The sequence below is a fragment of the Cytobacillus sp. FSL K6-0265 genome, from assembly GCF_038003465.1.
GTDB lineage: Bacteria > Bacillota > Bacilli > Bacillales > Cytobacillaceae > Cytobacillus > Cytobacillus stercorigallinarum.
This window is the reverse complement of sequence record NZ_JBBOPE010000001.1, coordinates 2,344,863-2,368,069: the sequence shown is the minus strand read 5'-3', so window position 1 is coordinate 2,368,069 and position 23,207 is coordinate 2,344,863. Positions and strand designations below refer to the sequence as shown.

Sequence of the window (23,207 nt, the reverse complement as noted above, 5' to 3'; positions counted from 1 at the left end):
ATGCTGAGAGAACAACAGAACTTGTCTCATTTTTATCTTTTTTTCAAAATTGTTTACTTTTGCATTTTAAGCTAACATAATAAAAAGGAGATGATGGCATGTATAAGATTTTGATTGCTGATCGAGATCACAACGATGCAGAGGGATTAAAATGGTTAATTAAAACCGTCTATCCTACTTGGCAAATTGAAATAAGATCATCTACAAATGAAGTATTCACAATCATTGAAAAACAAAGTCCGGATCTCTTATTGTTGGAAATGGAAATGTTTGCTTCAGGGGCGTATAAGAAATTAAAACAGCTTGTCCCGATCTTTAACATAAAAATATTAGCAATGACGATTGAACCTACTTTTGATCAGGCAAAGAAAGCGATTGAAATAGGAGTGAGTGATTTATTAGTAAAACCTGTGTCTCCAGAGGATGTGCTTCGATCACTTCGAGTGCTTTATCGTATACATAGAAAAAGTCTTAACCATGCACAAATAGCCGAGGACGATACTGAAGAACGAACCTTTCTGCAAACAGATCAAGCCCATCATGTAAAGGTTATAGGAATGAGAACTGTTCATCCAAATGAAATATTTAAGTTATATACCTATGTAATCGGTCATTCATGGGCGAATGTCAGAAAAGTATTTCTTTTACCTGAGATGATTTTATGCCTTGTAGAGGAGAATGACCAAGATCTTTTAAGAAAATGCCATACCTTTATTCGTGGATGGGCGAAAGAATCAAATGAAGCAATCATTTTAGCCGAAGGAAATTCAAATGATAAAGGTCTACTGCAATCACAATACGGCAAGATTAAGCAACGAATGGAGCTTTCCTTCTACACCGGTTTAAATAAGCTTATTCCATGGTCAGCCAACGAATGGGTGAGCATCGACCCTTTTTTAACACCAAAAGAGCAAGAGTTTTGGATTGATCATTTACGGCGGGGGGATATAAAAGCAATCAAAACATGGCTATATGAACAATTTTTAAGCCTAACGTCCCCTTATCCTGATCCAGCTATAATTAGAATTAGATTAACTAGTATTTTGGCACAAATTAGACGATACATGATTGCAAGGCATTTAATTGATAAAGAAAAGGAAGAAAAGTATCAAGCATTATTCCAGACGATTCTCTACTCACCTCTTATCTATCGAGTAATTGAAGAAATGATCAAGTTGATAGCTAGATTAATAGATACAGACATGCAACTAGACTCGAAGTCTGAGAAGTTAGCCAAGCAAATATATCATTATATAGAAGAACATTTTCATGAGAAAGAGATGAGTTTAGATATGATTGCTGCCAAATTTAATCGTAATACGAGCTATATTAGCTCCTTATTAACGAAATATTATAAGCAATCTTTTAGGGAAATCGTTACGATGCGCCGTATAAAAAAGGCGACTCAGCAATTGACGGAAACAAATCTTCCAATTAAAATGATTGCGAAAGAATGTGGTTATCGTAATCAACAATATTTTAATAAAGTCTTTAATCAAATAATGAAGTGCTCTCCAAGTACTTTTCGTGCAAACACAAGTCGTACGTCCTAACAAAAATGAACATAAAGGTGAAGATGAAAAATGAAAGTTTTATATTTAATTAGAGATCCATTTATCGAGGAATATCCGACAATTATAGAAGAAGCGAAGCGGTTAAATGCTGAAGTGAAGTTCGTTCATAGTGATAGTGGACTTACAAAATCACAATTATTACAAGAAGTCGAAGATGTTGATATCATCGTCGTTGCTATTGTGAAAATTGATCAAGAAGTCATTGACCATGCCCCCAATTTAAAGTACATTATTAAATTCGGAGCAGGGTACGATAATATCGATGTGCACTATGCTGAGAAAAAAGGGATTGTTGTTACAAATGCACCAGGTCAAAATGCACATTCCGCAGCAGATCTTGGCTTTTCGTTATTATTGTCAATTTCAAGACAAATTGCGCAAAAAGATCATGAGATGAAAACGGGTACATGGCAGCTCTCTATGGGTAACGAAGTCTACGGGAAGAAGTTAGGGATTATTGGTTTCGGTGCAATCGGACAAGCAATTGCTAAAAGAGCAAGTGGTTTTGATATGTCAGTCATTGCTTTCGGCCATTATCGAAATGAGGAAAAAGCGAAAGAGCTGAATGTTACCTTTACTGAACTTGACGAATTACTATCAACTGCTGACTACATTATTCTCTCTACGTCGTTATCTGAGAAAAATCGCCATCTAATCAATGAAAAAACGTTAGCAAAAATGAAGCCGAGTGCGTTTCTTATCAATATCTCACGCGGCGGATTAGTGAATGAAGTCGACCTGCTTGCAGCATTAAAAAATCAGGTGATCAAAGGTGCAGCATTAGATGTTTTTGAGAAAGAGCCTTCCATTACGGAGTTGTCAAAGCAAGCAAATGTGATAGCAACTCCTCATATTGGTGGGGCTACTTTTGAAGCAGTGCAAAGAATTAACCAGCTGACGCTAGAAAATATACAGCGTTTTATCAATGACGAACAACTAGAACATCTCGTCTCGAAATCATAAACAAACTTAATCCGAACAATCATTCAATTTTCCTTAAAGAAATTAGAATGGTTGTTTGGATTTTTTGTTTTGAGTGAGAATCAGCCTTCAATTAAAAGAGACAAGTCTAATGTACCGGAATTAGACCAGATCTTTTATGCAAGAATGACACTGTTTATAAATAGAAGAAAAATAAAAGCAGTAGATTTATATATTTTTTATATTTATATAAAAAATCGAATAAATGGATAAATAACTATATAAAACAAAGTGATAAATCACAAAAAAATATAAATAATCCAACATTAATAGACAGTTTATTCGGAAAATTCTAAGTTAAAATAAATTTATTAATGAGTTGGAGGGATATTGATGGAAAAAGTGAAGAGAGAAATTATTAATTATACCGGTAGTGAACTCCATGCAAAAGGTTGGATTCAAGAGGCTGCTATTCGTATGTTAAGAAATAATTTAAATAAAGAAGTCGCCGAAAAGCCTGAAGAATTAATTGTATATGGCGGCATTGGTAAAGCGGCGCGAAATTGGGAGAGCTACGATAGTATGATGGAAACTCTTCATCAGCTTGAAAATGATGAAACATTGCTTGTGCAATCAGGCAAACCGGTTGCGGTTTTTAAAACACATGAGGATGCACCCAAAGTATTAATTGCTAACTCTAACATTGTTCCTGCATGGGCTAATTGGGAACACTTTCATGAACTAGACAAAAAAGGGTTAATTATGTATGGCCAGATGACAGCCGGCAGCTGGATATATATTGGCAGCCAAGGAATTGTGCAAGGAACGTATGAAACATTTTCAGAACTGGCTAAGCAACATTTTAACGGTTCTTTAAAGCAAACGATTACACTTACATCGGGTCTTGGCGGTATGGGCGGGGCCCAGCCATTAGCAGTGACAATGGCTGGGGGTGTTTGTATTGCAATAGATAAAGATGAGACGAGAATTGACCGGAGATTAGAAACAAAGTATTTGGATAAGAAAGTTTATGATATGAAAGAAGCGATTGTGCTTGCACAGGAAGCAAAAGCAGAGGGAAAGGCGATGTCTATTGGCTTGCTTGGAAATGCAGCGGAAATCCTCCCCAAAATGTTGGAATACGGCTTCATCCCAGATGTATTAACAGATCAAACATCAGCACATGATCCGTTAAATGGTTATATTCCTATTTCTTTTTCAATGGAAGAAGCAGCCAAGTTAAGAGTTGAAAATCCACAAGAATATGTGCAACAAGCTAAGAAGTCCATCGCCATTCATGTGACTGCTATGCTTGAAATGCAGAATAAAGGTGCCATCACATTTGATTACGGTAACAATATTCGTCAAGTCGCTCATGATGAAGGTGTGAAAGATGCTTTTGCCTTTCCAGGATTCGTACCGGCTTATATCCGTCCACAATTTTGTGAGGGAAAAGGCCCTTTTAGATGGGTAGCACTTTCTGGAGATCCAGACGATATTTATAAAACAGATGAAGTCATCTTAAGAGAGTTTGCTGACAATAAACATTTATGTAACTGGATCAAAATGGCTAGAGAAAAAATTCAATTTCAAGGCTTACCTTCAAGAATTTGCTGGTTAGGTTATGGTGAAAGAGCAAGGTTCGGCAAGATCATTAATGATATGGTTGCATCTGGTGAATTAAAAGCACCAATCGTGATTGGACGCGATCATCTTGACTCAGGCTCTGTCGCTTCACCTAATAGGGAAACAGAGGCTATGAAGGATGGTAGTGATGCAATAGCAGATTGGCCGATTTTGAATGCTCTAATTAATAGTGTTGGTGGTGCAAGTTGGGTGTCAGTACATCACGGTGGTGGAGTAGGCATGGGCTATTCTTTACACGCTGGTATGGTGATTGTTGCTGATGGAACGGAACAAGCGGAGAAGAGATTACAGCGAGTGCTTACAACAGATCCCGGTATGGGTGTAGTTCGGCATGCTGATGCTGGGTATGAGCTTGCGAAACAAACGGCCATAGATAAAGGCATTCAAATACCAATGCTCAAGAAAGGGATGGAAAAATAATCAATAGAGGAGAGGTAAGGTAATGAACTCAACTTATTTGTTTATAAAGCATGCAAATGAACTTCTTACATTAAAAGGGCATTCACAACAACCTGCAGTCAAAGCAGCGATGAATCAATTACACGTCATTAATGATGGTGCGATCCTAATAAAAGATGAACACATTGTGGCCATCGGTGAAACAAATGAATTGATTAGCCAATTTCAGCAAGAACTAAATTCAGCAGAAGTAATTGATGCAAGTGGTAAGGTGGTCATGCCTGGGTTAGTGGACCCACATACACATTTAGTTTATGCGGGGAGTCGTGAAGAAGAGTTTAATATGAGGTTAAATGGTGCCACCTATATGGAAATCATGAACAACGGAGGTGGCATTCATGCCACAACGTCTAAAACGAGAGCAGCGACAATAGATGAATTAAAAGAGGAGAGCCTTAAGCGATTGGATCGCTTTTTAATGCATGGGGTTACAACGATTGAAGCAAAAAGTGGCTACGGACTTGACTGGGAAACAGAGTATAAGCAATTGTTTGTTGCAAAGGAACTCAACCGGTTGCATGCGATTGATATTGTCAGCACCTTTATGGGCGCGCATGCGATACCTGCAGAATACAAGAAGCGACCAGATGCTTTTATCGATCTTATCATTGATGAGATGCTCCCATTAGTTGTGGAGGAGGAGTTAGCTGTTTTTAACGATGTATTTTGTGAACGAGGAGTTTTTACCCCTGAGCAATCGAAGAAGTTATTGTTAGCAGGAAAAAATCTTGGTTTAATACCAAAAATTCATGCAGATGAAATTGAACCGTATGGTGGCGCTGAATTAGCAGCAGCAGTAGGTGCCATCTCAGCTGATCATTTATTGAAAGCATCAGATGAAGGGATTAAAAAAATGGCAGCAGCGGGTGTCATCGCTGTTCTTCTTCCTGGTACCGCTTTTTTCTTAATGGAAGAAGCAGCTAATGGTCGAAAAATGATTGATGAAGGAGTAGCCGTAGCCTTGTCTACGGATTGTAATCCTGGTTCCTCACCAACAACTTCATTACCGTTTATGATGAATCTCGCTTGTATGCATATGGGCTTAACGCCTGCTGAAGCGATTTACGCGGCAACCATCAATGCTGCCCATGCTATTGGGAAGGGGCATGAGGTTGGCAGTCTTGAAGAAGGAAAAAAGGCAGATATTCTTATACTTGATGTGCCTAACTATATGCAAACACAATATTTATATGGAATGAATCATACTCATTCGGTAATTAAAGCTGGGAGAATCGTTATTGACAATGGTGCTCTAGTAATAAACACGTTAAAAAGTCACTAATAGTAAGGGGGAGATTGGTATATGCCAGTCTCTTTTTATAAAAAAATAAAATTATAAGGAAGATAGGTTGTGAGGAGAATATGGAAACTGAACTGAGTAATCGCCAAACCAATCCTCAACCGAAAAACAGCCATAGTCATGTATGGAAGTTTTTCATTTACAGTATGATTGGTGTTTTTTATGTTTTTTATTCCGATCTCATTGAATGGGCAATCTTCCATTATGATCGATCATATTGTCAGTGGGTTGCGACAATTACTAGGTAATGTCGTTCCTTATTATTTGCTTTTGATTATCCTCTTAGGTGGCTTATATCCATTTATAAAAGGTAATTGGAAAGAAACAACTGTCACAGCGATATTTTCGTTCTTAAAACTTTTAGGTGTAGTCATTGCCTTTATGGTTTATTTTAATTTCGGTCCCACATTTATATTTGCTCCAAATATGGGTTCGTTTTTATTCGATAGCCTTGTTACGCCAGTCGGTTTATTAGTTCCTATTGGTTCTGTCTTTTTAGCTTTATTAGTAGGCTATGGTCTACTTGAATTTATAGGGGTGTTGATGAAACCAGTTATGAGACCGATTTTCCAAACACCTGGACGGTCCGCAATTGATGCAGTTGCTTCCTTTGTTGGCAGTTATTCTGTCGGTATATTAATTACCAATCGTATATATAAAGAAGGTAAGTATTCAATAAAAGAAGCAGCGATTATTGTGACGGGGTTTTCCACTGTTTCTGTCACTTTTATGATTGTTGTAGCTAAAGCGTTAGACTTAATGTCTATGTGGACGATTTATTTTTGGACATCGTTCGTGATTACATTTACAGTAACAGCGATTACGGTACGAATATGGCCGATACGGAATATGTCAAATGAGTATTATCAGGGTGTGAAGAGAGAAAATGATGTATATGACAAACCACTGCTAAAAACTGGGTGGAAAGAAGCGATGAAAGCTGCTGCTTTGGCACCATCAATATTTGAAAATGTGAAACAAAATTTGAAAGATGGTATATTAATGACGATGTCCATCCTGCCTTCAATTATGTCTATTGGGCTTATTGGCTTGGTATTAGTCGAATACACGCCAGTTTTTGATTGGCTTGCTTATTTATTTTATCCATTTACAGCTATACTAGGATTGCCAGAAGCAATGTTAACAGCAAAAGCGACTTCGGTTGGGATTGTAGAAATGTTTTTACCTTCTATGGTAGTGACAGAATCCGCTTTGATGACGAAATTTATTATTGGTGTTGTATCTGTTAGTGGGATTATTTTCTTTTCGGCTTTAGTTCCTTGCATATTATCAACTGATATTCCTCTTACCATTAGGCAAATGGTGATTATTTGGTTTGAGCGAACAGTCCTTGCTCTTATTCTTGTCACACCTATTGCCTACCTTCTGTTTTAAATTAATGCCCTGCGGTTTCATGCAGGGTTCTTTTCATATATAATAGTACTAACTCTTTTGGGAGAGCATACATATTGAAATATTCTAGAACAGCGGGTGAAGTAATGTATAAATTATATTCTCATAACGACTTAGATGGTGTTGGTTGTGGTATTATCATCAAACTAGCATTAGGTGAAGAAGGGCAAGTTTATTATAATTCTGTCGGAGGCTTAGACTATAAAGTCGAGAAGTTTTTTTCTGAAAAAGACCATAAAGATGCAACGCTATACATAACAGACTTATCGATCAATGAGGATAACACGAAAAGAGTTGATGATTTTGTCAAACATGGTGGTCATGCACAACTAATTGATCATCATAAAACGGCCTTACATTTCAATCAATATGAATGGGCTAAAGTAACAGTACAATATGATGATGGGAGACAAACTTGTGCTACATCATTATTATATGAATATTTTGTTGAGCAAAAAAAACTATCTCCAAAAAGGTCCATTGAACAATTTATTGAATTGGTTAGACAATATGATACTTGGGAATGGGACGAGAATAATAATGTAAAAGCGAAGCAGTTGAATGATTTATTTTATATGTTTTCTATAGAAGAATTTGAGGAAATGATACTGCAAAGATTAAAATCCGCAGATGATTTTGAATTTGATGAGCTTGAAGCGAAATTATTATCAATGGAAGAAGCGAAAATTGAACGCTATATTAAGCGTAAAAAAAGAGAACTTATCCAAGCGTCGATTGATAATCACATTGTTGGTGTTGTTCATGCGGAATCTTATCATTCCGAACTAGGCAATGAGTTAGGAAAAGAATATCCTCATTTAGATTATATTGCGATTCTTAATATGGGTGGACGCAAAGTCAGCTTCAGAACGATTCACGATCATATCGATGTTTCAGCTGTTGCAGGCACGTACGGTGGAGGTGGCCATGCGAAGGCATCAGGCTGTACGATGAATGAAGACGCGTTTAGAAAATTCGTAGTAGAATTATTCACAGAAGAATCATTGAAAATTGATGCACCTAAAAATAAATTGAACCAAAAAGAAAATAGTCATGGTACGATTTATGAAGGGCGCTCTGGTGACATTTATCGTATCTACGAAAAACAAGAGCAGTGGAAAATTGAAAAGAATCATCAAGAAAATGCGATGGTATTTAAAGATTTTCAATCGGCCGTGAATGCAATTAAGATAGCGGACTTTGCTTGGCTGGCGAAAGATGATGTATATGATAACTATATGAAGAAGAATAAGTAAGTCATAACTCCTCGATGAAGAGAGCAATCTTCGGGGAGTTTTTTATTTTAAAAATCGATTGTCCAAAATATTGAGCGGAAATATGATTGTTCAATGAATGAAAAACGCAAAAGATAAATGTGCGTATGTTAATTTCGTGTACAGATACGAATCTTCCAAATTTATGGTGGGGTACCAATATCTTGTGTATAATTAGCAAGAGGGGGTAAGAAGAGAATGTTGTACTTATTTATTATTTTATTCATTATCATCATTGTAGTATTTGCAAAGTTCTTAAAACCGGCTGCAAAACCTTTAAAGGCATTACCAATCCCGAATAATATTGGTTTAGTTCAACCGCTTGCTCAACCTTTAGTTCATCAAGTAGAGAGTTCATTTACAGAAAGCGATAAAAGGCAGTTAAAAAATCGCGTGCTCAAAGAACATCCTAAATGGAAAGATCATGAATTTGATTGGCTTTTTATGGAATTAAAAAGATATTTCTTCCTATGTAGTCTGCTCAAATCCGTACCAATGTATAGTAGTAAAGTGGATGAATTATGGCATGAAATGATTTTATTTACCCAAAAGTATGCTGATTTTTGCAAGCAATTATTTGGTCAATATTTACACCATACGCCTCACACTGGTGGTGGCAATCCATCTCCACATAATGAAAGGGCGTTTTTTGACTTATTGTATTTGAGTTATTTCCAACCATCTGAGAATAGTGTGAAAATATGGGGATCTTTTATGAGAAAACCTTTGCACCCTCAAATCTTAGCTGATTTTACGGCTTTAAGTGAAAAAGAACTGTTAATGACTTATTTCCGTACACATTCTAAATGGAAGAATATCCAGTTGGAAATGATACAATCAATAAAAAAAAATATTAAATCTGCAACAGAACTCCATGAAAAAAATAAAGCGCAAAATGAGAATCTGAAACCGAAACCCGAATTTTCCCACCAAAGTATTCTTTTTATTTGCATTTATTTTTCAATGTTTGAATATGACAATTTCGAAGAAGCGGTAAGTATTTATTTACCTGATGTGCTAGCAAAGAATAGCTTTACTTTTTCCTCATGTAGCGGTTTTGCCTGTGCTAGTGATGTATCATCCAAGTCCGACGACAGTTCTTCTTCTAGTGGTGATTCAGGTGCAAGTTGCGGAAGCGGCTGTGGCAGTAGTTAATATCATATAATTAGTAAATTAGGGCATCTAAATAAGAGGATGCTCTTTTTTATGCGAAAAATCTAGGATGTTTAGTCTAATCCTGTAGCAACACAAATAGATAATTTATTGCAAAATACGACAATCTTCTTTCAATTATGTAACAATTTGTTATCATCTATCTTTACGTACAATTTTTTTGATACAATTCAATAGGGTAAAAGCACTAGAAATGGAAGTGGATGAATGAAGAAAAAATGGATAATCATCTTCCTATTCCTCATGTTATTAGGTACACAAACAGCATTTGCTAAGGATGATGAACCAGAAATTGTAAGTGAAACGGCGATTGTTATGGAAACAGAAACGGGCGCTATATTGTATGAAAAAAATGCAAACACAAAAATGTATCCAGCAAGTTTAACAAAAATTGCAACCGCTATTTATGCAATTGAAAATGGAAATTTAAATGATGTTGTAACAATTTCTAAAGAAGCAGTAGATGTTGAGGGGACAAAGGTATACTTAGAAGAAGGCGAGCAGGTAACTTTAAAAAAGCTCGTTCAAGGTATGCTCATTAACTCAGGAAATGATGCAGCTAAGGCCATTGCCATTCATTTGGAAGGTAACGAAGAGAATTTTGCGAAAAAATTGAATGCTTACATGCGAAACGAAATAAAAGTGACCGAGACTCATTTTACAAACCCGCACGGATTATTTTCTGAAGAGCATTATACAACGGCAAAAGATATGGCAATCATTACAAATTATGCTATGAGAAACGCGACCTTCGCTGAAGTTTTTGGCACTGTAGAATTAAAATGGGATGGTGAATCTTGGGATACGACACTACTTAGCCATCATCAACTTTTAACCGGACAAAGACCCTATGAATGGATTACTGGCGGGAAGACGGGTTTTGTTAGTGAATCTAAACAAACACTCGCATCCACAGCAGATAATGGGAAATTGACATTAACAGCAATTGTGATGAAAGCAGATTTTAAACGTGATATTTATAAAGACACGAAAACCATATTTGATTACAGTTTCTCTCATTATGAAAACAAAGAACTTGTACCTGAACCAGAATATTTTGTTGGTGAAAAAGTGTTTCAACCGACAGAAAATAGCTACAAGGTAACTTTACCGATTGAGGGATTTAAAGAAAACTTAAATAATCAGGGTGTATTAGAAATCGTTGATCATAATGATAAAGTGATACAAAAAATTAATTTGGAAAGAGAACAGCTTAAACAAGAAGTAGCGAATCATCATACGATAAATGAAGCTAGTGATTATACTGAGAAGGAAAATACGAGCCTTTTTTTCTATATAGTAATTGGCATAGGTGCCATCATTTTAATCATGCTTTTCTTATTTATAAACAAAAAAAGGAAACGGAACCGCTATGATATTCCTAATAGGAGATGGTAGCAAGGAAGCACAGTAACTTTACTGTGCTTTTATGCATGTATATAAATGTTTAAATAACTGCAAAGTTTGAATGTGGTTACAATTGCCAATAGGAAAGTATGGAAAAATAGTTGGTGGTGGTGAATTGATGATATTAGTAAGTGCATGTTTGGCAGGAATGAATGTAAGATATAATGGATCAAATAGTTTAGATGAAAGAATCCAGAACCTTTTATTAGAGAATCAAGCAATGACTGTTTGTCCGGAACTACTCGGAGGTTTTATGACGCCAAGAGAGCCAGCTGAGATCGTGGGTGGTGATGGGGAAGATGTATTGGACGGAAAAGCAAGAGTTGTTGAAAAGTCAGGTAAGGATGTTACAAAACAATATATCAACGGAGCATATGCTACTTTAAAGAAAGCCCAAGAGTTGCGAGCAAATACCATTATTCTTAAGGTAAATAGTCCATCATGTGGTAGTTCAATTATTTACAATGGAGAATTTAAAGGGGAACAAATATTAGGTATGGGTGTCACAACAGCCCTATTGAGAAGAAATGGTTTTCAAGTCATTTCGGAAAGCAACTTGGATGAACACACGATGGGTTTTTAGATAAAAACTTGAGAACGCTCAGGTAAATTCGTCTTTACCTATCAATTTAAAGAAGCTGGTGGCCATACTTGACCTCCAGCTCCATACTATTATCCTTGATACATTGTGGCGATTTGCTTTTGTAGCTCATCGTTTTCAAGGTATTCATCATAAGTTACTTGTTTATCTACGATTCCATTTGGTGTGATTTCAATAATTCGGTTAGCAATCGTTTGGATAAATTGATGGTCATGTGATGCAAAAATCATCGAACCTTTAAAGGCAATCAAACCATTATTTAAAGCGGTAATGGATTCTAAGTCTAAATGGTTCGTCGGTTCGTCAAGTAGAAGAACGTTTGACCCACTGAGCATCATTTTTGATAGCATACAGCGAACTTTTTCTCCACCTGAAAGCACGCTTGCTTTCTTTAATACTTCTTCACCTGAGAAGAGCATACGACCTAAAAAGCCACGAAGGAAGCTTTCACTTTCATCTTCAGGAGAATATTGACGAAGCCATTCAACTAAATTCAGCTCACTATTTTCAAAGAAATTTGAGTTATCCTTTGGAAAATAAGCTTGAGAAGTTGTTACTCCCCATTTAAATGAGCCTTCATCTGGGTCCATTTCACCCATCAGAATTTTAAATAAAGTGGTTTTAGCAAGTTCATTCGCCCCAACAAGCGCAATTTTATCATCTTTATTCATAATAAAGCTGACATTATCGAGTACTTTCACACCGTCAATTGTTTTCGATAATCCGTCCACTCTTAATAGGTCGTTTCCTATTTCACGTTCAGGAGAGAAGCCTACATAAGGATATCGTCTTGATGACGGTCTAATATCATCTAAAGAGATTTTATCAAGCAATTTCTTTCTTGATGTAGCCTGCTTAGATTTTGACGCATTGGCACTAAAGCGAGCAATAAAGTTTTGTAGTTCTTTAATTTTTTCTTCTTTTTTCTTGTTAGCATCTTGCGCCATTCTTTGTGCTAATTGACTTGATTCATACCAGAAATCATAGTTACCGACATAAATTTGAATTTTACCGAAGTCTAAGTCAGCAATATGAGTACAAACTTTATTTAAGAAATGACGGTCATGAGATACAACGATGACGGTGTTTTCAAAGTTAATTAAAAACTCCTCGAGCCAAGCAATTGCTTTAATATCCAAGTGGTTCGTCGGTTCATCTAGTAATAAAACATCGGGTTTTCCGAACAATGCTTGAGCAAGTAATACTTTTACTTTGTCTCCACCAGATAAATCAGCCATTTTCTTCGTATGCAACTCTTCTGGAATGCCGAGACCTTTAAGTAAAATAGCCGCTTCTGATTCTGCTTCCCAACCATTTAACTCAGCAAACTCACCTTCTAATTCGGCAGCTCTCATACCATCTTCATCTGAGAAATCGGCTTTCATGTAAATAGCATCTTTTTCTTGCATCACTTCATATAGGCGTGCATGACCCATAATCACCACTTTTAATACTTCATATTCTTCATATTCAAAGTGGTCTTGTTTTAAGACTGCAAGCCGTTCTCCTGGACCTAAGCTAACATTTCCGGACTGTGATTCAATTTCGCCAGATAAAATTTTTAAAAAGGTGGATTTACCCGCACCATTTGCGCCAATTAAACCATAGCAATTGCCAGGTGTAAACTTAATATTCACATCTTCAAATAATTTGCGGTCGCCATAACGGAGACCTACGTTTGTAACAGTTAGCATTAATTATATTCCTCCATGCATCATAATCGATAAAATTATAACATTAACTTAAGTCACAGTGTTAATCTAGATCATATTTATTTGAAAAAACACGAAAAAATAGAGGGGTTTACCACTTTAAAGCGAATATAAATATATGTGGTTGAAATGAAAATGTTGAGGTTTTGTCATAATTCTAAAAGGGTAAGTAATGATAAAATAGACAATACGATAAGTTTGGACAATACATACAAGCCAGTTTTCTGTTTATCCAACAAAATCATGATTCTATTATACTTTTTTCACAAAAAAGTTATAAAAGAAGGAAAAAAATAAAGGATTGTTCATAGTTTTTTCATAATTATCCCTTAATATATAAAGTATAAAGGCAGGAAAAAAGGAGTTTTATAAATGGAGAAAACACAGATCGTAGATTTAGTGAACCGTTTAAAAAAAGCTGGTATTAAAGTGAGCCTTACAAAACCAAGATCATTATTAACCATTCAGCCATGTAAACCAATGCCATCTGCTTCTAATTAAGCAAAAGCAGGGCTACTACATATGATTATTTTAGAGAGGTGAGTTATTCACCTCTCTTTTTTTTAGAAATTTGGGGGTAAATGAATGGTAAAGTAAACTTTTTCATAAGTAAATGCAAAATTTACATGGGATACAGACAACCTTGCGGGAATTTTGCAGGCTGTACAAATTTCAAGCTGAATGTGAAGGAGATACTAAAAAGACATCTTCTTATTCAAGTAAACTGCACGATTAGTTACCTCTTTTCTATCAAATATATAATAATGAAAATAAGAATAAGACTTAATTTTGATTACAGCGCCTATTATCAAAGCACTATTGGACTTGGTAAGCATTAATACAATAAATAAACCTAAAGAACAAACTCAAAAACAATCCTTTCCCTTATTCCACATTATTTGACTGGTCTTTTAATATGATAATACTCTGTTTTACAGTGGTAAGTTCAAACAGTTTGATAAAATAATTACTCGAGTTTATAGCTTCCATGTCACTAAAAAATACATTGTCGTTTCTAGAACCATTTAAACCTTAGAGGAAAGCTTAGCGACAGCTTAAAATTCTATTGCAATAAATTCCACAAAATGATGTAATGACTAACTTTCTCCTGAAAAAACACTCTCCTTCCCAGAAATACATTTCCCATTGTCATCCCAAACCCTATTTGGTACGATATATTCAGTAGAAGGAAAGGGAAAATATGTATGAAGTTATACTGGATATGGTTCTTATTTAATACAGTCGTTTGGAGTTTTGCTATTCTATATTTTGCAGGTGGTGCGTCAGAAATAACATGGCGACTGCTTGGTTTGTCGGTGTTTTTTATTCTCTTTTTTCTCATGCCGCTTGTTAAGGAAAAGCCAGTCGTTTCCACCATTATAATTGCTATTAATGCATTAGCTTCGGTCATTACATTATTCCCGCAGCAAGGGGAAGGATTTAATCCGTTTCTATTGTTGATTTTATCCTTGTTAATTGCAGAGGCCTTTTATCAATTGTCAACTCGCCTAGCTAGTATGGTTGTAGTCGTTTCTGTTGTAGGAATGATCTCTATCATTTTAAATACAGAGCTTTCCGTATCTGTTATTAGTTTTATCTTGACGTATTTTGCTTGCCTCATTGCCGCACTCATTCTTTTTAAGCAAACAAAGAACGCGAAGGATGATTTTTTCCTCAGGTATGATGCCTTACTCAGTGAATATAGGAGATTAAAAAGGGGGATTGCCTCGGAGGAAGAGTCAGCAAGGCAGGAAGAACGTACACTGATTGGACATGAGATTCATGATTCTGTTGGTCACAAACTTACTGCGCTCCTTATGCAAATAGAAGTTTTGAGGATAACGGCAAATGAAAAAGATAAGAAGCAGATTCAATCTTTAAAGACACTTGCAAGTGAAAGTCTTGAGGAAACGCGAAATGCTGTAAAAGTGCTTAAAACCAATGAAGTTGGAGGACTTCAGGGTATTTTACGATTAATCCGTAAGCTGGAAACAGAAAGCTTTATCCGGATTCATTTTTCTGTCAAGCACGGGGCTTTTACAGTGCCGCTTACAGGTGAACAGTCTTTCGTCATTTTTCGTTCTGTACAGGAAGCATTGACGAATATAATGAAACATAGTAATGCCAGAGAGGCTGAGGTTTCGTTTGAAGCTCCAGGGGGCAGTGTTTTTCGTTTTGAAATCAGCAATCCCGTAATAAATAATTATCGATATAAGGAAGGGTTCGGACTGATCTCTATGCGGGAAAGACTAGAAAAAATTGGCGGGAAATTAGAAGTACATAAAACGGAAGAGCAATTCATTGTCAGGGGTTTTATAAAAATAACAGATCAGGAGGGAAATGATGATACGGATACTATTGGTTGAAGATCAGGTGATGGTGCGGCAGGGGTTAAAGATGATGATTGAAACAGATAAGGAAATGAAGGTAGTCGGAGAAGCAAGTAATGGGAAGGAAGCTATCCACCTCTGTGAACAACACGTATTTGATGTAGTGATTTTAGACATTCGAATGCCTGTTATGGACGGAATTGAAGCAGCAAAAATTATACAAACCCGCTGGAACACATCTAAAGTTTTAATGTTAACAACATTTGATAATAATGAGTATGTGATGGAAGCATTAAAAATAGGTGTGAGTGGTTATATCTTAAAAGATGCGGATACCGATTCTTTGATTCGCTCCATCCGTAGTGCCTTAAAAGGCGGACTGAGTGTGGAAGATCAAGTTGCCGCCAAAGTGATGCCTCTTCTTCTCCAGCGACAGGAAGATAAAAGTCCAGATCCATCTCTGACTCCGCGTGATCGTGCTATTTTAACTTGTATCGGTGAAGGGCTTAACAATCATGAAATTGCAGAGCGATTAGGTTTATCAGTAGGAACTGTGAAAAACAATACGAGTCAAATTTTACATAAATTAGATTTAAGAGACCGGACACAACTTGCTATTTACTCGATTCGCCATAATCTTGTCTGATTAACTACATAGGCGAAAAATTAAAATGACTAAAGTAATTCCGAATGATGTTGAAAATGACTAGAGACAGTGGTGGCACTGTTTTTTTTTATGTATATTTTACATTGTGAGGCAAGGATGAAAAATATAGAAAAACGAGTGATGTGTCAAGTTTTTCTGTGTTATCAACTAATACAGGAGTGAGTGGATATGATTGAAACGGTCAAATTAAGCAAAACGTTTAAAGGAAAAAAAGCAGTTGATGAAATTGATCTTTATATAGATGAGGGAGAATCTATTGGTTTGCTTGGTCCGAATGGAGCTGGCAAGTCTACTACAATTTCCATGATTTCTTCTTTACTTAAACCGACTGCCGGAGATGTGAAACTAAATGGAAAAAGTACAATTAAAAACCCCGCAGAAATAAGAAGGATTCTTGGTGTTGTTCCCCAGGAGATTGCATTATATGAAGAACTTTCGGCTTATGAGAATTTGAAGTTCTTTGGTGAAATTTATAACGTCAAAAAGACCATTTTAGAACAACGTATCCAGGAAATTCTTGAGATGGTTGGATTGAAAAAACCTCAAAAAGAGTTGGTAAAAACATTCTCCGGTGGGATGAAAAGACGGGTTAATATTGCAGCTGCTTTGTTGCATGATCCAAAAATTCTTATTTTGGATGAACCGACTGTAGGGATTGATCCACAATCAAGAAACCATATTCTTGAAACTGTACGTAAGCTTAATGAAGAAAATGGAACGACGGTGCTTTATACGAGTCACTACATGGAGGAAGTCGAGCAATTATGCAAACGAGTCTACATTATGGATCATGGGAAAGTGGTGGCTTCAGGAAGTAAGGAAGAGTTATTAAGCATATTATCCACTGAAGATATGATTCAAGTCACTTTGAGCGAGATGAGTGATACGGTAGTGGAAAAAGTAAAATCTATTAAGAACATACGTCGTGTAGATGCAACAGATAAAAGTTTACGGATTATCTCTAAGAAAGGAAGCAGTATCCTAAGTGATTTGATACACGCTGTTGAAAGTGAAGGCATTTTATTAACGAATTTTCAAATGGAAACGCCAAGTCTTGAAGATGTATTCTTGCACATAACCGGCCGGACATTAAGAGATTAAGAGGAGGAAGAATAGCAAAATGTTCTCTTTTATTAAAAAAGATTTATTGGTTTTTTGGCGGGATCGTAAAGAAGTACTCATTTCTTTACTGGCGCCAATACTCATCCTTGTCGTGCTGCATGTTGCTTTCTCCGGAATATCGGTTAAAGATGCTGGCGAAATGGATTTAAGGGTTGGTTTGATACTGGAAGATGATAAAGCTACCGGTCTTAAGCAATTTGAAGAAGCGTTACTGGAGATGGATTTACGAGAAATAGAAATAGATGCAATGATGGAACAGGCTGAAACCTTGTCGCCGATTGGGATAATGGTAAAGCTTTTTGAAGATCCAGAATTGAGTTCCTGGATCCATACTATTGAGATGAATGAAGAGGAAGCGCAAAAACAGATCGAAAACGGCGAATTGGATGCCATCATTAAAATTCCAGAAGGGTTTACGTATGATGTGTTAGGGAAAGTAATGCTGGATGAACCTGTAGAAACACCCATTCGTTTTCAAATAGAAGAACATTCATTAGAAACAGATATCTTAGCTGGTGTGATCGATAATTATATGGAGGCACTCAATTTTCAATTTGCGCTTAGTGCGGTGACAGGAGGAGAGGAAGGATCAGAACCCGCATTACCGCAAGGCGGAAGAGAAGTAATCAAAGAAAATGCGGTTGAAATAGAACTTGCCCAATATTACACGATTGGGATGAGCTCACTATTTGCGCTATTTATTGCTGCGACAGTTGCAGCAAAGACGGTAACGGAGAAAAGAGAGCGTGTTTTCAATCGAATTTTATTAACGAACAGCCGCCCATTTTCGTATTTAATGGGTAAAGTAATTTCTACTTTCTGTATGGCCTGGATTCAATTAATGCTTGTGTTTGTTGTAACTGATCTCATGTTGGGAATCTTCCCCGAAAAATCAACAGAATTTTGGTTAGGTATCATTGTAATTGTCACGTTTTTCTCATTATCTATTTCCGGGTTATCTGCTATTTTCACTTCTCTGACGATAAGAATGCATAACATAAATACAGCGAATGGGCTTTTTACTATGGTCGTTATGGGATTTGCTGCGTTAGGAGGAAATTTTTTCTCGTTGGAACAGTTCCCGGAATGGGTGCAGGCATTGAGTCAATGGACGCCGACAGGGGTAGTCATAGATTTATTTACGGAATTTTCGCAAAATGGGAATGCGATTTCTTTTGCAGTACCGTTGATGAAACAATTCGGCTTTTTCATTGGATTTTTAGTTATTGGAATACTCCTGTTTCCTGAAAGGGGGAAATCGTAATGTTTCCAGTAGTGAAGGCACAATTAAAGAAGGATATCAGAAGCCCCTGGTTAGTCATTCTATTGACCTTAGGAAGCATTCTTTTTACGTATATTTTCACGTATGTGAATAATAATGAACAAACACAAACAACTATCCCTATCTTCAGCAGTGACTTCAACAGCAGTGAGGTGGAAGAAAAATGGGAACCTTTATTAAATGCAAATCAAGATTATGTTTTTGTTATTACAGATGAATCAGAGGCTCATGCAGATGTGGAAGAAGGAAATAGTGAAGCTGCGATTCGGTTATCTGAAAGTGATTATCAGATTATTGCAGCTTCCAATACGCAGGCTGTCCAATTAGTGGAAGACTATGTTCACACTGTATTTACACAAGAGGCCCAGCTGGAAGCTGCATCTGGATCAGAGGACATTGAAGCTACACGGAAGCAAATAGGTGGTTATCTGGAAGATGCTCCATTACAAATGCAAACGGAATCCATTGAGGATGGAGAAGTGCCAGAATATAATATGCAGCTCCAACTATTGTTTGGATTCACCCTATTTTTGGCCATGTTTACAATTGGATTTAAAGTGAATGGCGTTACTTCGGATAAAATAAGTGGTGTATGGGATCGAATGATTCTCTCTCCTGTCAGCAAAACGGCGATGTATGCAGGCCACCTATTTTACAGCTTTTTTATCGGATTTATACAGATTTGTATTGTGTTAGTGATTTTTAATTATGTGATGGACTATAATCTAGGTCATAACTTTGGCATGTTACTTACTGTCTCAGCTGTCTTTACACTCAGTATGGTGAGTTTGGCCATGTTATTTACTGGATTTATCAAAACACCGGAACAGTTTAATATGATTTTCCCGTCTATTATACCAATTGTACCGGTCATAAGCGGTGTTTACATGCCTCCTGGTCTGATTAGCAACCCTGTTCTTTTGTTCATTGCAGATTTATTTCCACTCGTTCATGCGATGGAAGCCCTGATGGATATAGCACTTTTTGATGCAGGATGGAATGAGGTTACATTGCCTTTGGTGCTCATGTTGTTAATTGGCGTGATTTGTATGGGAGTTGGCGTGAATTTGGTCGAAAGAAGGACGAAGTGAATGGAAGGTCGGGAGAGATCAATCTCCCAACCTTTAAGTTTATCTTCGGTTAATTTCACGTTCCGCATCTTACATTCCCAATCATTAAAACTTTCGTATTGATAGAATAATCTTTTTCACATTTAAAGCAATAATAAAACCTGCTTCTGCTCCTACATCATTTCCGATTCAAGAGGCGACACACAACCTGTATCTATTCACCGAAATTTGAGTGAAGCTGGATTTAAGGATGCTCAAGCTTCTTCGTTATACATTAAATGAAAGTAAATTGGAAAAATTGGTGATTATATGGATAAAGCTAACAGAGTATGGTTGAAGTAAGTGACGGCTGAATAGTCTTGGTTGAAAAAATTTTTTTTGAATTCTTTCTTGACCTTTACGCAACGTAAACCTTTATTGTAGTGATTAGGAGGTGAAGTGATGCTCTATTCAATTAAACAAATGGCACAAATGTCTGGTGTAAGTACGCGTACATTAAGATATTATGATGAAATTCATTTACTTGAGCCGGCAAAAATCAATGAAGCGGGTTATCGATTTTATTCAACAGTTGAAGTTGATCGATTGCAACAAATCTTGTTCTATAGGGAATTAAACTTCAAGTTGTCTGACATACAAAAAATATTAGCTTCTGAAAATCAATCGATACAAAGTATATTGCACACGCATTATGATGCATTAGTTGAAAAGAGGCATCATATTGACAGCCTAATTAAAGCAGTTGAACATACGATTGCTTATCATAAAGGAGAGATAGAAATGAGTAACGAAGAGAAATTTGCAGCATTCAAAAAGAAGAGAGTAGAAGAAAACGAAAGCATGTTCGGAGAAGAGATTCGCGAAAAATACGGAACGGAAACTGTAGATGAAGCAAATAAATCTTGGATGCAAATGTCTGAAGAAAGTTATAAAGAAATGCAAGAGGTAGAGAGGAAACTGATTGAAAGACTGAAACAATTCAATCAACAAACGGATCAACAAATGGAAGATGCAAAGCAAATCGTGATGCTACACAAAGAATGGTTACAATATAGCTGGTCGACGTATTCATCTGAGGCACATAAAGGTTTGGCAGAAATGTATATAGCTGATGAGAGATTTACTCAGTATTACGATGAAAAAGCAGGTGTTGGAGCAGCTCGACTATTAAGAGACAGCATTTTAGCATACGCGTAAACAAAAGGCTGGGACAAAACTACCTTCAATTAATGAAAAAAGGTGAATTTTGAGGGAACTCAAATTCACCTTTTTCTGTTAGTTCTTCTCACTCCTAGGTATTGGTCGTGTATTTTCTGAAATGCACTGCCGATTAACTCGAGACCCATTTCATTTTAAACTTTTGTTTTTCTTGCGGACGGAAAATCGAGTGAAACGTAAATTAGCCTTCTAAAATCCAAAAACTGGCTCCACATCGATTCCCTCTTGATCATTTGATGGTAATTTAAACATAAGGCCCTTCTTTTTGATTTTATTTGGTGTTTTATCAGAAGTTTGCCCTTATTTTAGAAGACAAACAAACAACGCCGTTGAAATTTTACAATCACTAAATTTCAACGGCTTTTTCATTTAGAGGATGGTTTTGTTCCGGCCTCTTTTTTATTCTATTTATTTCATTGAAATCCAGACGCTTTTCACTTCAGTATAATTATCAAGAGCATAGGAACCCATTTCACGACCGATACCAGACTGTTTGTAGCCACCAAATGGTGAAGCAGCATCAAAAGCATTATAGCAGTTAACCCAAACGGTACCTGCTCGAAGTTTATTAGCAATATAATGAGCATTTGCTACATCTCGTGTCCATACTCCTGCAGCCAAACCATATTCTGAGTGATTAGCCCGATCAATTAGTTCATCCAAATCCTCATACGGCATGGCGGAGATAACCGGACCGAATATCTCTTCCTTAGCAATTGTCATGTTATCTTGCACATTAGCAAAGATCGTTGGTGAAACAAAATAGCCATCATCCTGTGGTTTCGTTCCTCCTACGACAAGCTCTGCACCTTCACTCACACCTTTTTCAATATAACCAAGTACGCGTTTTTGTTGTTCAGTCGACACGAGTGGTCCGATTTCTGTGTCAGCGTGAATACCTGCTCCTTGTTTGATATTCTTAGCATGGCTTGCCATATCAGCAACTACATTATCAAATTGTTTCTTCTGAATAAACACACGAGACCCGGCACAGCATACTTGACCTTGGTTAAACATAACACCATTTAAAGCCCCTGGGATTGCTTTTGAAAGATCGGCATCTGGTAAGATAATATTAGGTGATTTACCGCCAAGCTCTAACGTTACTCTTTTTAATGTTTTAGAAGCACTGGACATAATCGATTTACCGACTTCAGTAGAGCCAGTAAAAGCAATTTTGTCGACTAATGGATGATCTACTAATGGACTGCCTGCTGTTTCACCAAATCCAGGAACAATATTTATGACACCTTTAGGGAATCCGGCTTCTTCGATAAGTTCTGCTAGATAGAGAGCGGATAAAGGAGTTTGCTCAGCTGGCTTTAATACAACCGTACAACCGCTAGCTAGAGCTGCACCGATTTTCCACATAGCCATTAATAATGGGAAATTCCATGGGATGATTTGTCCAACTACTCCAACTGGTTCATGTCTTGTATAGTTAAAGAATGGACCGCTTACTGGAATTGTTTGGCCTACGATTTTTGTTGACCAGCCAGCATAGTAACGTATATGCTCAACAGCTAGTGGGATATCTCCATATGTTGTTTCTCTTATAGGTTTTCCGTTATCTAAGGTTTCTAATTGTGCTAATTCTTCACTATTCTCTTCCATTAAGTCGGCCAGTTTATAGAGAAGGCGACTGCGTTGTGCAGCAGAGATCTTTGACCATTTACCATTATCAAATGCCTCGCGAGCTGCTTTAACCGCTAAATCAATGTCTTCTTTGTCAGCTTCATATACATGGGCGAGTACTTCACCTGTTGCTGGGTTAAATGATTCGAATGTTTTGCCTGATTTGCTTTCGACAAACTCCCCATTAATATACAGCTTTTTCTTCCCACTTAAAAATTTTTCCACCTTTTCTTTCACACTTACAGTTAACTGACTCATCGAATTCCTCCTTAAAAATAGTGTCTATGTACTCTCATGGCTGGAATTGTTAAGCGTAGAAACCGTTTACATGAATATAGTATCATTTTTTAAAATTATAAATCAACTAAGAAGATTTATAATTTTCCGTCTATATTCGACATA

General features: G+C 36.7%; 17 protein-coding genes and 1 pseudogene. 16 read left to right on the top strand and 2 right to left on the bottom strand.

Features of this window, described 5'->3' with window-relative positions; translation table 11 throughout:
• Window positions 1-98 precede the first annotated feature (98 nt).
• The 9 genes and pseudogenes from MHH73_RS12020 to MHH73_RS11980 all read left to right on the top strand — a co-directional run bounded on the left by MHH73_RS12020 (window position 99) and on the right by MHH73_RS11980 (window position 11,751).
• Entirely contained in the window at window positions 99-1,553 is a 1,455-nt protein-coding gene (locus MHH73_RS12020; protein ID WP_341067018.1) for a helix-turn-helix domain-containing protein, read from the top strand.
• A gap of 30 nt (window positions 1,554-1,583) precedes the next feature.
• Entirely contained in the window at window positions 1,584-2,537 is a 954-nt protein-coding gene (locus tag MHH73_RS12015; protein WP_191814192.1) for a phosphoglycerate dehydrogenase, read from the top strand.
• 351 nt (window positions 2,538-2,888) lie between these two features.
• Window positions 2,889-4,562, top strand: a complete 1,674-nt coding sequence (gene hutU, locus MHH73_RS12010; RefSeq protein WP_341067014.1) for a urocanate hydratase — start codon at window positions 2,889-2,891, stop codon at window positions 4,560-4,562.
• Window positions 4,563-4,584: 22 nt separating this feature from the next.
• Window positions 4,585-5,883, top strand: a complete 1,299-nt coding sequence (hutI, locus tag MHH73_RS12005) for an imidazolonepropionase (RefSeq protein WP_341067012.1) — start codon at window positions 4,585-4,587, stop codon at window positions 5,881-5,883.
• 80 nt (window positions 5,884-5,963) lie between these two features.
• Window positions 5,964-7,296 (top strand): annotated as a pseudogene (locus MHH73_RS12000) (YjiH family protein).
• A 74-nt stretch (window positions 7,297-7,370) separates the two neighbouring features.
• On the top strand, window positions 7,371-8,570 hold the full coding sequence (locus tag MHH73_RS11995) for a DHH family phosphoesterase (RefSeq protein WP_318245478.1): 1,200 nt from the start codon (window positions 7,371-7,373) through the stop codon (window positions 8,568-8,570).
• 216 nt (window positions 8,571-8,786) lie between these two features.
• The gene (locus MHH73_RS11990) at window positions 8,787-9,743 is read left to right on the top strand and encodes a glycine-rich domain-containing protein (protein WP_191814183.1); all 957 of its coding nucleotides are present in this window, start codon (window positions 8,787-8,789) and stop codon (window positions 9,741-9,743) included.
• Between the two features lie 225 nt (window positions 9,744-9,968).
• Window positions 9,969-11,159, top strand: a complete 1,191-nt coding sequence (locus tag MHH73_RS11985) for a D-alanyl-D-alanine carboxypeptidase family protein (RefSeq protein ID WP_191814180.1) — start codon at window positions 9,969-9,971, stop codon at window positions 11,157-11,159.
• A 127-nt stretch (window positions 11,160-11,286) separates the two neighbouring features.
• Window positions 11,287-11,751: a DUF523 domain-containing protein gene (locus tag MHH73_RS11980; protein ID WP_191814521.1), complete on the top strand. Its 465-nt coding sequence runs from the start codon at window positions 11,287-11,289 to the stop codon at window positions 11,749-11,751.
• 89 nt (window positions 11,752-11,840) lie between these two features.
• Here MHH73_RS11980 and MHH73_RS11975 read toward each other — a convergent pair whose 3' ends face one another.
• Window positions 11,841-13,463: an ABC-F family ATP-binding cassette domain-containing protein gene (locus tag MHH73_RS11975; RefSeq protein ID WP_191814177.1), complete on the bottom strand. Its 1,623-nt coding sequence runs from the start codon at window positions 13,461-13,463 to the stop codon at window positions 11,841-11,843.
• Between the two features lie 390 nt (window positions 13,464-13,853).
• On the opposite strand from MHH73_RS11975, the gene MHH73_RS11970 reads away from it, so the two are divergent.
• From MHH73_RS11970 to MHH73_RS11940, 7 genes are all read left to right on the top strand, one after another.
• On the top strand, window positions 13,854-13,982 hold the full coding sequence (locus MHH73_RS11970) for a hypothetical protein (protein WP_263600751.1): 129 nt from the start codon (window positions 13,854-13,856) through the stop codon (window positions 13,980-13,982).
• A 704-nt stretch (window positions 13,983-14,686) separates the two neighbouring features.
• A complete protein-coding gene (locus MHH73_RS11965; protein ID WP_191814175.1) occupies window positions 14,687-15,847 on the top strand; it encodes a sensor histidine kinase in 1,161 nt (386 codons plus the stop codon).
• Window positions 15,825-16,457 carry a response regulator gene (locus MHH73_RS11960; protein WP_191814173.1) on the top strand — a complete coding sequence of 211 codons (633 nt, stop codon included), beginning with the start codon at window positions 15,825-15,827 and terminating at the stop codon, window positions 16,455-16,457. Before MHH73_RS11965 ends, MHH73_RS11960 begins: the two co-directional genes overlap by 23 nt.
• A gap of 189 nt (window positions 16,458-16,646) precedes the next feature.
• The gene (locus MHH73_RS11955) at window positions 16,647-17,579 is read left to right on the top strand and encodes an ABC transporter ATP-binding protein (protein ID WP_191814171.1); all 933 of its coding nucleotides are present in this window, start codon (window positions 16,647-16,649) and stop codon (window positions 17,577-17,579) included.
• A gap of 19 nt (window positions 17,580-17,598) precedes the next feature.
• Window positions 17,599-18,864 carry an ABC transporter permease gene (locus tag MHH73_RS11950; RefSeq protein WP_191814169.1) on the top strand — a complete coding sequence of 422 codons (1,266 nt, stop codon included), beginning with the start codon at window positions 17,599-17,601 and terminating at the stop codon, window positions 18,862-18,864.
• Window positions 18,864-19,973, top strand: coding sequence for an ABC transporter permease (locus MHH73_RS11945; RefSeq protein ID WP_191814167.1), 1,110 nt, complete (start codon window positions 18,864-18,866; stop codon window positions 19,971-19,973). Before MHH73_RS11950 ends, MHH73_RS11945 begins: the two co-directional genes overlap by 1 nt.
• 420 nt (window positions 19,974-20,393) lie before the next feature.
• On the top strand, window positions 20,394-21,149 hold the full coding sequence (locus tag MHH73_RS11940; protein ID WP_341067002.1) for a MerR family transcriptional regulator: 756 nt from the start codon (window positions 20,394-20,396) through the stop codon (window positions 21,147-21,149).
• A 429-nt stretch (window positions 21,150-21,578) separates the two neighbouring features.
• On the opposite strand, the gene MHH73_RS11935 is transcribed toward MHH73_RS11940, so the two are convergent.
• A complete protein-coding gene (locus tag MHH73_RS11935; protein WP_191814164.1) occupies window positions 21,579-23,063 on the bottom strand; it encodes an aldehyde dehydrogenase family protein in 1,485 nt (494 codons plus the stop codon).
• Window positions 23,064-23,207 lie beyond the last annotated feature (144 nt).